Annotated in this window: 14 protein-coding genes; 7 read left to right on the forward strand and 7 right to left on the reverse strand. The window is 60.2% G+C overall.

Features of this window, described 5'->3' with window-relative positions; genetic code table 11:
• Positions 1-312: 312 nt before the first annotated feature.
• On the reverse strand, positions 313-1,506 hold the full coding sequence (locus tag BES08_RS29100; RefSeq protein WP_008833080.1) for an IS91 family transposase: 1,194 nt from the start codon (positions 1,504-1,506) through the stop codon (positions 313-315).
• 6 nt (positions 1,507-1,512) lie between these two features.
• The gene (locus BES08_RS29105; RefSeq protein WP_069710111.1) at positions 1,513-2,415 is read right to left on the reverse strand and encodes a tyrosine-type recombinase/integrase; all 903 of its coding nucleotides are present in this window, start codon (positions 2,413-2,415) and stop codon (positions 1,513-1,515) included.
• A 221-nt stretch (positions 2,416-2,636) separates the two neighbouring features.
• Between BES08_RS29105 and BES08_RS33460 the strand changes: the two genes are divergently transcribed.
• From BES08_RS33460 to BES08_RS29120, 6 genes are all read left to right on the forward strand, one after another.
• The gene (locus BES08_RS33460; protein WP_156800050.1) at positions 2,637-2,978 is read left to right on the forward strand and encodes a hypothetical protein; all 342 of its coding nucleotides are present in this window, start codon (positions 2,637-2,639) and stop codon (positions 2,976-2,978) included.
• Between the two features lie 164 nt (positions 2,979-3,142).
• Positions 3,143-3,598, forward strand: a complete 456-nt coding sequence (locus BES08_RS29110) for a hypothetical protein (RefSeq protein ID WP_069710112.1) — start codon at positions 3,143-3,145, stop codon at positions 3,596-3,598.
• Between the two features lie 225 nt (positions 3,599-3,823).
• Positions 3,824-4,201, forward strand: coding sequence for a lysozyme inhibitor LprI family protein (locus tag BES08_RS34815; protein WP_420873479.1), 378 nt, complete (start codon positions 3,824-3,826; stop codon positions 4,199-4,201).
• Positions 4,202-5,039: 838 nt separating this feature from the next.
• Positions 5,040-5,453, forward strand: a complete 414-nt coding sequence (locus tag BES08_RS33465) for a hypothetical protein (RefSeq protein WP_156800051.1) — start codon at positions 5,040-5,042, stop codon at positions 5,451-5,453.
• Positions 5,454-5,625: 172 nt separating this feature from the next.
• Positions 5,626-6,066 (forward strand): hypothetical protein, encoded by a 441-nt coding sequence (locus tag BES08_RS33470; RefSeq protein ID WP_156800052.1) that lies wholly within the window; start codon positions 5,626-5,628, stop codon positions 6,064-6,066.
• Positions 6,067-6,235: 169 nt separating this feature from the next.
• Positions 6,236-6,637: a transposase gene (locus BES08_RS29120; protein WP_156800053.1), complete on the forward strand. Its 402-nt coding sequence runs from the start codon at positions 6,236-6,238 to the stop codon at positions 6,635-6,637.
• Positions 6,638-6,672: 35 nt separating this feature from the next.
• Here the strand turns inward: BES08_RS29120 and BES08_RS29125 are convergent, their stop codons facing one another.
• The 5 genes from BES08_RS29125 to BES08_RS34385 form a co-directional block, all read right to left on the reverse strand.
• The gene (locus BES08_RS29125) at positions 6,673-7,098 is read right to left on the reverse strand and encodes a hypothetical protein (RefSeq protein WP_008830570.1); all 426 of its coding nucleotides are present in this window, start codon (positions 7,096-7,098) and stop codon (positions 6,673-6,675) included.
• 94 nt (positions 7,099-7,192) lie between these two features.
• Positions 7,193-7,495: a hypothetical protein gene (locus tag BES08_RS29130; RefSeq protein WP_069710114.1), complete on the reverse strand. Its 303-nt coding sequence runs from the start codon at positions 7,493-7,495 to the stop codon at positions 7,193-7,195.
• A gap of 93 nt (positions 7,496-7,588) precedes the next feature.
• Positions 7,589-8,779, reverse strand: coding sequence for a DUF932 domain-containing protein (locus BES08_RS29135; protein ID WP_069710115.1), 1,191 nt, complete (start codon positions 8,777-8,779; stop codon positions 7,589-7,591).
• 56 nt (positions 8,780-8,835) lie between these two features.
• Entirely contained in the window at positions 8,836-9,558 is a 723-nt protein-coding gene (locus BES08_RS29140; protein WP_008830567.1) for a hypothetical protein, read from the reverse strand.
• Between the two features lie 50 nt (positions 9,559-9,608).
• Positions 9,609-9,926, reverse strand: a complete 318-nt coding sequence (locus BES08_RS34385; protein ID WP_231958418.1) for a hypothetical protein — start codon at positions 9,924-9,926, stop codon at positions 9,609-9,611.
• 234 nt (positions 9,927-10,160) lie between these two features.
• Between BES08_RS34385 and BES08_RS29150 the strand changes: the two genes are divergently transcribed.
• Complete coding sequence (locus tag BES08_RS29150) at positions 10,161-11,381, forward strand: ATP-binding protein (RefSeq protein ID WP_069710116.1); 1,221 nt, start codon at positions 10,161-10,163, stop codon at positions 11,379-11,381.
• Positions 11,382-11,388: the final 7 nt, after the last annotated feature.

Consider the following 11,388-nt stretch of genomic DNA (forward strand, 5'->3'; position numbering starts at 1 on the left):
CCTGACCGGACACGTTTAGAGTTTCGGACGCCGAGAGGCGTCGGAAAGTCGGCGGTGCCCGAACCCGCGGGCCCCGCGCGAAGGTCTATGGGGATTTCGACTTTGGGCGGCTCTGGGCGGTGGCGGGCGCGGCGGATAAGCGGACGTATTTGAAAGCGGAGGGTCTGCTTTCCGGCGGTCGCGAAGGTCGCTCACGGTCGGACGGTCCGCTTTCGGGCAGTTGGCGTCCGCTTTTTGACAGGCGGGAAGCAGACTCCGGCCTTCCCGGGAGCGTGGTCGTCACGGGGTCTGTCGATGATGTGCCGTGCCGGGTCACGACGCCTGTCTCTCGGATGATGCTGCGAAGCATGGAGGCGCGCGAGGCTGGTACCGGCGTTCCAGGATCTCGATGACGATCATGCGTCCACCGCAGCACGAGCACGGCGGCCGGGCATCTGGCGGTTCGGCGGGCATGTCATCGCCAGCAGGCGGCGCGATCGCGAGCAGTTGGCGGGCCCGTTCGAGACTGTCCTTGCGCATACCGCTGGCGAGCAGGCCATAATGGCGGATGCGGTGAAAGCCCTTGGGCAAGTCGTGGAGCAGGAAGCGGCGGATGAACTCGTCGGCACCAAGCGTCATCACCTGCTGCCGGTCGGCGCCGCCGCGGCGATAGTCCTTGTAGCGGAAGGTGACGCCGTCCTCGTCGAAGCGGAGAAGGCGGCTGTTCGAGATGGCGACGCGGTGAGTGTAGCGCGACAGATAGGCGAGGACCGCTTCGGGCCCGGCGAATGGCGGCTTGGCATAGACCACCCAGCGCTTTTTGCGGACCGGCGACAGGTGGCGCAGGAATGCGCGCCGTTCGGCGAGATGCGCCATGCTGCCGAAGAAGGCGAGCTGGCCAGCATCGTAGAGCGCGAGCAGTCGTGTGAGGAACAGGCGGCGGAACAGCGCGCCGAGCACGCGTACCGGCAACAGGAACGCCGGACGCGCCGAGACCCAGCGCGTGCCGTCTAGCGCGATGCCGCCGCCGGGGACAATCATGTGGATGTGCGGGTGGTGGGTCAGCGCCGAGCCCCAGGTGTGGAGCACGGCGGTGATGCCGATCCGTGCGCCGAGATGCTTCGGGTCCGCAGCGATGATCTGCATCGTCTCCGACGCCGCGCGGAACAGCAGATCGTAGATCAGCGCCTTGTTATGGAAGGCGATGGCGCCGACCTCGGCCGGCAGGGTGAAGACCACGTGGAAGTAGCCGATCGGCAGCAGGTCGGCCTCGCGGTCGGCGAGCCAGGTGCGCGCGGCAGCGCCCTGGCACTTGGGACAGTGCCGGTTGCGACAGCTGTTATAGGCGACACGCCAATGGCCACAGTCCTCGCAGGCCTCGACGTGGCCGCCCATTGCCGCCGTGCGACACTGTTCGATCGCCGACATGATCTTGAGCTGGTGCAGGCTCAGATGCCCGACATGGGCCAACCGATACGCCGGCCCTGCCGTTCGGAAGATATCGGCGACCTCGATGGAGGTGCGCACCTCGCCTCAACCGTCGGGCGTTCCCCCGCTCGGGATCATCAGCCGGTCGAGCGGACTGGTCACCGCGCGCATCGTCTTGGTCGCTACCTGGGTGTAAAAGGCGGTGGTGTTGAGCTTGGCGTGACCGAGCAGCGCCTGGATGACGCGGATATCGACACCGTCTTCGAGCAAGTGCGTGGCGAAGCTATGCCGCAGGGTATGCGGGCCGACCCGCTTGGCGATATCGGCTGCCTCGGCCGCCTCGACGACGATGCGATACAGCTGCCGCGTGCTGATCGGCACTGTCGCGTTCTGGCCCGGGAAGAGCCAGCCGTTCGGAAGCATGATCCCCTGCTGCCGACCAGCGCGCCACCACTCGCGTAGCAACACGAGCAAGCCTTCGGGCAGCATGGCGTTACGGTACCGCCCGCCTTTGCCGCGCTCGATCCGTAGCAGCATGCGCTTGCTGTCGACGTCGCTGACCTTGAGCGCCGAGACCTCGGAAACGCGCAGTCCGGCACCATAGGCGACCGACAGTGCCGCTTGATGCTTGAGGCAGGTCGTGGCATCGAGCAGCCGCTTCACCTCGGCCAAGGTCAGCACCACCGGGATCTTGCGGGCATGCGCGGTGCGGACCAGCTTGCGCGCGAGCTCGGGTCGGTCGAGCGTGTGGGTGAAGAAGAACCGCAGCGCCGCGACGATGCTGTTCATGGTCGGCGCCGGAACGCCGGCGTCCTGCTGCTCGATCTGGAACCGCCGGACATCCTCGGCGGTCGCGGTGTGCGGCGAGCGCCCCAGCCAGGTCGCAAACCGCCCGACGTCGCGCAAGTAGTTGCGCTGCGTCTCGCGTGAAAACCGGCGCATCGTCATGTCGTCGATCAGCCGCTGGCGTAGCGGGCTGATCGCGCCAACCGGAACAAGCTCGTTCATCGTTCGACTCCTCATGTTGAAGGAGCCGATAGGGTCCGCCCGTTACGGGGACTGCTCAATCCAGGCGGGACGTTCTCGTTGTCACGGATAGCTCACCACGGGCACCACTCCCGCGCAGCGGGTTCGTGCATCGCCCCTTGTCGGACATCGGCTTGAACGTCTCGGGCGCTGTCGTAAGCTTGGCAGGATCAACTCTACTGGTCGATATAAGGGGCGAAACGATGCTGTGGGCCACAATACTTCTTTCGGTGGCAGTCCCTCAGATCGCAACCGACAGCGATCAATATGCAGCTTATCGGCGCTGCTTGAGGCAGGCTTCCATAAATTATCCGGAAGAACCGGACACACCAACCGTTGTGGAATTCGCCAAATTTATTCAACTATGCTCGTATGAGCGAAAGAATTTATTGGATGGCCTGATTAAATCGCATTTAGCCATTGATGACATTTATGGGAAATCAAAGGCCTATAGAGAGCTAGAAGGCTTTGAAATTGACACGGTTCGATCATGGTCCAACAGGGCGCATGAGTTACCGATAGCAGATGACCGGGGGATTCTTTAGTGAAGCGGCTGCGGTAACGTCAGCTTACCACCCGTTTTTGCCATTCCGGGCGGCAAGCGCTGCGCTCTATAACCGTCCGTCTGGTGCTCGCCGCTCGGAAAGAAATGCAGCCTGACCGGACACGCCCCATAGCGGACTAATCCTGCGCAATATACGATGCAGCTATGATCATTCGGAACCTTGTCGTCAGCACACTGCTGTTGGGGTATTCTGCCGCCGCGATAGGCTGTTCGCCGCCAGATGAGGCGGTGGTCGCTACCAACGATCAGGTCTTCGATATTACTAAATCTAGAATTGAGAGTAGCGACGTGATTGTCGATGCTGTCGTCTTGCGGAACAAGCGCGGCGAACCGATCCTTAAGCCCACCAAAATCTGGAAGGGTCCTACCCGCACATATTATACCGTTGACAACAACGGGTGCGGGATTTTCTTGCCAGACCACGGCCAAGCCATTCGCGTACTTCTTAAGCGTTCTGGGAGAAATTGGTCAGTCATTGAGCCCGTCATCGGTAGCGCCAAAGCTACGTTGAAATTTGACGGAATTGTTGACGGCTACTTGCGAAATGTGCGCCCGAAGAATTTTAAACCGGTAGGGCCGCTTCTACCTCCCATGCCCTGAAAGGCCCTAATGGCGGTTCACCACCCGTTTTCGCCATTCCGGGCGGCGCGCCCTGCGCTCTACAGCCGTCCGTCCGGTGCTCGCCGCTCGGAAAGAATTGCGGCCTGACCGGACACGCCCCAGGTTTGTCGATCCGACGACTGCCCGACGTGCCTGATAGCGGTCATTGGGATCGTCTGATATGACCGCAAAATGCGAAGATCACTTGCCCTCACACTTGTGAGCATGGCCGCCTTTGGTTTGGCCGGAAGCGCTTTGGCGGACAGCACGAGCTCGCGCGCATCACCCTGTTGGAGTAAGGGGGGCACGTTCCACATCGTCGAGTGCTTCTCCAAGGTAGGAGCCCAATCGGACGTCGAACTAAATAGCTTGTACCGCAAGATCACGCGGGTTCTTGGTCCGGAGGACCTCCGCCAGCTTCAAAATTCCGAGCGTCTGTGGGTCGCCTATCGGGATGCAACCTGCAAAGCTGAAAAGAGCCTGTGGAATGGAGGAACCGGCGGCAACCCGGCCTATCTTGCTTGTGTAGATGACGAGACACAGCACCGCCTAGATTATCTGCAAACCACATATCGACTGCGCCTACAGAAACTTGAGCTGTAGAGGCATGCCCTTCGCCCCAGAAGCGGCCCGAGCACTTCCCACCCGTTTTCGCCATTCCGGGCGGCGAGCGCTGCGCTCTATAGCCGTCCGTCCGGTGCTCGCCGCTCGGGAAGAAATGCAGCCTGACCGGACACGCCCCCTTGCGGACATGCCGCGCGAAGCGATATCGAAGGCGTACTGATGCCGGGGGCGCTCGTGATTTCGATCTTCGATTACGGATCGTGAATAGAAAGCGGCTCATCTGCGCCGCCCTCTGGGCCACGTCGCTAATCGTAGCCGGGTGGTGCGGGTCCAATTGGTACAGCATCGCATATTTCAACGATGACCTAGATGTGGCAGAAAATCTCCTTTCGGAAGCTAAACGCGCCATGCCTGACGTAGATGGACACCCCGATTTTTTCAGGTCCAGAAGCTTTGATTGTGTCCGCTTTATGCCGGCACGCGGGGTTTACGGGCACGTAATGATCTACTGTAAGGACAGGCAAACCGGCTCAGTTGTAAAAGAGAATTACTGAACGATGACCTAGACAAGGGCAGCTTGCTACCTAACGCAAATGACCACTTACCACCCCTTTCGAACAAAATTCGCCAGTCAGTACACGCCCCTTTGCAGACATAATTCTTCGATTTGCATGAAACCGCGAGTGGTCTACTTGTAATTCAAATATGGCCCAATGAGCCAGCCAGCTTGCAGATGAGGACTCCGAATGAAATATAGAGCATCAAATTATCTCTTACCTGCTCTGTTTCTGCTGGCTTCCAGCATTGTCATGCCGGCGCAAGCGAATACTGATAAGAGTGATGATTTTTTTCAGGCGAACAGTCTGCATTAAATTTTATGGCCATCCTTCAACCAGAACTCAGCGAGCTTGAGAAAAAGCGATATTGTTGTGAAGTTGAAGGGCTGAGATATACACACTATTGGTACAAGCTAGGCGAAAGAGAGGTTGTGGTTGCCTTGGGAGTCGACAAGATCGGCAAGCTCCGGCAGGTCGATATTCGATACCCAAAGCAGAAAAATAAATGCATCGATACACCCGATCCCAAATCCCTTTCGCAGATACTCTTGGAACACAGCGATCCAGATTTCTCTAACGATTACAACGTCAATTTATTAGGCAGTAGTGGAAAGTCAGTTTGGGAAGGAAACGGCACCCCCAGCAGTGGAGGTGCGAAGTTCGGAAGAACCTCATACGTTTTCATGAAGATGATGGGTGTTTGCCGAGTGCGGATGACCCGCCATTCCGATTAGAAGCCGTGCTATCCGATGTCCGCTCACCACCCCTTTCGGCCCCTCAGGAAGCCGAGGGCTGCTCTCCATAGCGGCCTGTCCGGTTCCTGCCGCGTGGGAAGAAATGCAGCCTGACCGGACACGCCCCGTTACAGACATTGATCAGCACGTTCATCCAGAGCATGCTCTGGAAATGAGGATCGCCGAAGCTATCGCAATTTTACCGGCATTGGCACTCGCCGGATGCGTTACCACAACCCCGAAGGTCATTGTCGATGAAGGCGCTCGTGATGCTATTTGCAAATTGTCCGCTGACATCCAATGGACGCCGTTTGGTAACGTCCAATGGGCGGAAGACATAAATGAGCGGAACCGGCTGAATAGCATGGTGGATCGATCTCAGTTTTCGGCACTGCCATCGACCATAATTTGCCCTGACGGAGTTCGGCACCTCCACAAATCGCGCAATCGTGTGCCGTTTGGTGAGTTTTGGATAGCGAAGGATCATAGCCATGCGGCAATTACCGGCGGTTTTATCGGCGGTGAATTGCTCGGGGGTGGTGGCACCTGCTACTACCAACGGATTGATAATAAATGGGTTCGTGAAGGGTGCGTCAACGAATGGTCGATTTGATCAACGGCAGGTAACCACCCAAGACTGCCACGTCCCAGGCATTCGCTGAGCCGGTTAGTCGCCGCCGCCACAGCGTAAGCGTACGGCCTCGCGCGTGTTGCGACATTCAGGCTCGGCGCTGATGGACCTCCGCTAAGGAGTCTCTTTCTGGACTCCAGAAGGAGGCCAAGTGAAGGACCGGGTGGAGATCATCGCGCGCACCGAGCGGCGCAGGAAGTTTTCGGATGTCCAGAAGACAGCGATCCTCGCCGAGCCGGATGCAGACGGCGTATCGGTCCGTCAGGTCGCTGAGCGCCATGAGATTGCCGAGAGCCTGATTTATAACTGGCGGTCGACGCGTCGTCAGGCGGCGGCCATTGCCGGCGAGGCGCTCAAGTTCATTCCCTACGGTGCAATCATAACGATGGAGCTTGCGGCTGCGCCTGTCGTGCCCGAGCCCCAGAAGACGCAGCGACCGGTTCCGTCGCCGATGCCGTCAGCGCCAGAGGAACTAATCCTATCACTTTGCCCACGCCCGTCGATGTCGGGCGCTCACCTCAAAGATCCCAATCGAATCTTAGCGCTGAAGTGAAGGAAGGACAGGCCAGACGCCACCAGCTTTTTGGATTAGCGCGTCGCCTGGCCTGTCCTTCCTTCACGAGCTAACGTGACATCAGCTGAGCCCAGACCTAAGGAGCAACTGTGCCTGCCGAACGCGATGCTCGGGAGGCAGCCATTGGTCAGGAGCGATCCTGCAAGGTCATCGTAAGGCGGCCAGTTCTTGAAGCGCCGCGTTATGTAGCGAACCACGCGGTATTCAATACCACGCTCGGCCATCCAGCCCGCCATGATCTTTTGAAAGGCGTAAGTCTCGTCCTTCTCCGCTCCCGGATCTGCGGTGAGAACAAGATCCGGCGCGAGGCCTCGGCTCACGAGTTCGAGCAGCAGCGCCGTGCTGTCAACACCGACGCCGTAGCACAAGACGCTAGGGTGAGGCCTTGGAAGACGGAGGTAATCGGGCACGCGCGAGCGCTGCCCGGCATGGCGGGCCATGGAACGTTTCCTTGAGCAAGCAGGAGCAGTTGGCGGCGCGGAACCGAATGAGGCCGTCGGTTCCAGCGCATTCACAGGTTGTGGCCCGCTGACGCTATTCGAATGACGCCGAGTCCGGCTGCCGCGGCGCCGAAGCGCCTGATGGTGCCGACGGAGGGTCATCGTCTGGGTCCATTTCCAGCGTCACGGACAGAGCAAGGCTGAAATCGCGGATGCGCGGATCGCAAAAGTCGCTTTCGATCGCGCGGTGGTGACCAATACGCTCCGCCTCGGGTTCATCGCAGGCAGTGAGACGGTAGGTCTCTTCGGCATAAAGCCGGCCCTGACACGAAAATCGTGCAGTGATGACATAAGTGAAGGCGCCTCCCTGCAGCGACGGGTTTGAAGAACTGTTCATGGTGTCTGTCCTGAAAAATGCCCGCCGAAGCGGGCCGGGCACGGGAACGCGGCCCCGCATCTGGAGCGGACCGCGGGATCGAAATGGATACGGCTAGTTGACCTTCTGCATCAGGCGCCGAGCCTTGCCTTCAAGGTCGAGCCGTGCGTCCTGATTGGTCTTGCCGCGGGCGAGAGCAGTAATGCCCTGAACGAAGTCGAAAACGGACGCGGGAGGGTGCCCTTCCTCGGAAAGCACGGCGGCGATGATCTTGCCTGTATCGGCCTTCGAGAACCCCTGCCCGCGCAGGAAGGTCTCACGATCCTCGTCCTTGCGCGCGACAATCCGCTCGCGTGCCGAGCGGATGCCCGTCACGAAATCGCTGGGCGAAGAGTCCGCAAAGCTCGTCAGTGCCGGCGCCGCCTGCTGCGCGAAGCGGTTGGCTGCAAACTTGGAATGGCGGATGCTGATTTCCTGGAAGTTCTCGACGCCCCACAGGTTCCTGTTCATACATACCGCCCGCAGGTAGAATGTCGCGATCCCGAGAGTCTTGGATCCGACCTCGCTGTTCCACGCATAAAAGCCCCGAAAGTAGAGATCCGGGTCGCCGTTGGGCAGCTTTCCGGCCTCGATCGGATGCGTATCGTCGACGAAGAACAGGAATACGTCGCGGTCGGACGCATAGAGCGTTGTCGTCTCGCTGCTGATGTCGACGTAGGGGTTGTAGACCATCGAGGACCAGTCGAGGACGCCCGGCACCTTCCAGCGGGTATCACCGGTGCCATTGCCGGCGAAGCGCATGACGGCCTCGACCAGCTCGTGGTCCCAGATACGCCCGTAGTCCGGTCCGGTCACAGCGCGCAATTCGCTCCTGCCATTGCCGGTTTCGAGCATTTTCACATGCTCGCCGCGATGGGCGATAAGCCCGTGTTGCAGATTGATGCTGGCCAGTGCCCCGGGAAGATCGCGCAGGTATCCTGCGGGCGCGCCGACGAGCGAACAGAGCTGGCCGAACGACCAGTGCGTGGGGGCCAGCACGGTGTCGGAACCGGGCGCCAGCAGACGAAGACTGGTCGCATCCCCGCTGCGCGCCTCGATGCGAAGCGCACGGCTTTCGACAATACGGGTCGTCGCCTGGTCAGCGCGGCGGCGCACATGGGCATGGAGGTCGTCGAGCGAGAGGAAACGTTCGTCGTCAGGACGGCTGAACCATTCGGACGATACACGCGAAACGTTCTCGCCGCGGCTGATGTCGACCTTGTAACCGGCTTGCGGCGCCGGGGCGGCATTTGCGATGCTGTTCATGGGAGGAAACTCCTTGAGGTGTTCTGGCTCCATCCAACGGCGAAGCCATCCCTCCCTCACCTTCTTCCCTCCTCCGACCCTGGTCGTGGGGTGTCGTCTTCGGCAGCAATCCTGGAGATGGCAGCGTCGAGCTGTCCTGGACGCAGGCGGTAGAGCCATACCGGACCGAGGCGATTGCGGACGTTGCGAAGAGCTGCGCCGCAAGGCTCATCGAGATCCCCGCCGTTCATCCAGAGGTCCGTCAGTGCCCGCTTCCAGTAGCGGCCATGGCGCGCGCGGAATGACGCAAGAGCCCGCCACATCGCGGCTGTCGGGCCTCCACGCGTGTCGGGCTCCCGGGAGCTTACCCTCATGGGCGGGATCGTCACGTTCGCCGCGCGGAAATGACCCTCGATCGCTTCCAGGTCTCCAAGCGAGCGGATTTCCGGGAGAGACAGAACCAGCGTATCGGAACTGGTGACGAGGTATGATTGTGGTTCGCCGGTGCCGTCGAAGACCACGCGTTCGGCCTCCCATGAACCGGTAAAGCCGTCACACCAGCGAGCGAAGAGGAGGCCCTGCGCGACGCAGAAGGCTTCCAGCTGGACAAAGCAGCCCCAGGCTACGTCGCGCGCGACGAGTTCGAGCGGTTCGTTCTCAGGGATATCGTGTTCGTCGAACCCGGCGGCATCCCAGTCGGTCGAGAGCCCCTCATCCACGATGATGGCGATGAACGTGGCAAGGAGATCCCGTGTCAGTGTTCCACCCACCCGGATGGATGCGTTTACGCGGTCAGCCATGGCAGACCTGCCTTTCGTTTGTGCTGGCGGTGGAAATGTCGGCGCATATTTCACGCTGAAGCCGCGCCGATCAGGTAGCGAAGTCTGGCGAAGGCAGCCTCCTCGCCGGCGCGGACGCCGCGAGCAAAGGCGAGGGAATGAAGCGAGAAGGCGATCGCCGCGACGGCAGGCGCGGTATCGACGGGGATGAGTGTGAGAAACGCGCCTTCGTCATCGTGGAGCGAGAGCATCCCCTCATTTGCAGGGTCGATCGGCAGCGCGACACGCGCGACCGACCCGATCCGCTCGAGGTCACGGTTGTAGCTTTCGACCAGCAGCGAATGGATGCTGATCACTTCGTGCGAACTGCGAGAATGGGCATCTGGCATGGCAGGAGACCTTTTCATGAGCACTGCCGGCAAACCGCCTGCCGACATGCCCTCCACTCCTTCCTCCCCTCCCAGCGCATGCGCCGGCAGTTCCTTGCCCCGCATGGTGCCGACTGCGCGGTACTCCCCAGGTTCAAGAGCAGGAAGAGTACCAATCTCCGGCTTCATGACTCCCAATTGCCAAACCTATGATTTCCAATTACCGTACTTGTTAAATCCAATCTCCGAGGCAGAATGTTCGAGCGTTTCGTGACACCACGGGTCGAGGAAGCCCTCACCGATACCCCCGTCGTTTTGCTCGTCGGACCTCGCCGTGCGGGCAAGACCACGCTGGTGCGAAGTATGGTCGGGAGCGGGCGAACCTATATCACCCTCGATGATCAGACCGCGCTGGAGGCGGCGACATCCGATCCCGCCGGTTTCATACGCGGCCTGGACCACGCCGTCATAGACGAGATACAGCGCGCACCGGAGTTGATGCTCGCCATCAAGAAAGCCGTCGACGAGGATTATCGTGCCGGCCGTTTTCTGCTTACCGGCTCCGCGAATGTACTGACCCTACCCAGGGTGGCGGACAGTCTCGCGGGAAGAATTGAGACGATCCAGATGTTGCCGCTCGCACGGGCGGAGATCGCCGGTACCCGACCTGCGCTTCTCGACGATCTTTTTACCGGAAATCTGCGCAATCCCACGAACACGATTATCGGAGGTGACCTCGTGGAGGTGGTCATGCTCGGCGGGTTTCCAGAGGCGATAGCCCGCTCGAGCGAACGCCGCCGCCAGGACTGGGCCCGTTCCTACCTGAGCTCGGTGCTCACCCGGGATCTAAGGGATATCGCGGATATCGAGCGGATGACGGACCTGCCCCGCTTCGTGCGCCTTCTGGCGGAGCATTCGGGACAACTGGTCAACTATTCCCAGTTCGGCGCCGCGATCGGCGTCACTCACAAGACCGGCCAACGATACGTGGGCCTGCTCGAACAGATCTTTCTCGTCGCGACGCTGCGACCCTGGTTCACCAATACGGTCAAGCGGATCATCAAGACTCCCAAGCTCCATTTTGTAGACTCTGGCCTGTTGGCGTCGATCCGCGGCCTCAGCATCGAGCGTGTCCGCGACGATCACTCGATACTCGGCGCTTTGCTCGAGACCTTTGTCTTCTCCGAAGTCCTGAAGCTCATGAGCGCGTCAAGCCTCAGTCTGACACCTTACCATTTCCGTGATCAACAGATGCGCGAAGTCGACATCGTGCTCGAACGCGACGATGGCATAGTCGTCGGGATCGAGATCAAGGCGTCCGCCACCGTAAAGGCAAGCGACTTCGCAGGGATCAGGACCCTGGCCGAGAGCTGTAACGATCGGTTTGCCCAAGGCGTCGTCCTCTATGACGGCACGGAAATCATACCATTTGGCGACCGGATGGCGGCGGTACCGCTGTCGGTTTTGTGGAGCTGATCTATAC

This window comes from Novosphingobium resinovorum (assembly GCF_001742225.1).
In the GTDB taxonomy this organism is placed as follows: Bacteria; Pseudomonadota; Alphaproteobacteria; order Sphingomonadales; family Sphingomonadaceae; genus Novosphingobium; species Novosphingobium resinovorum_A.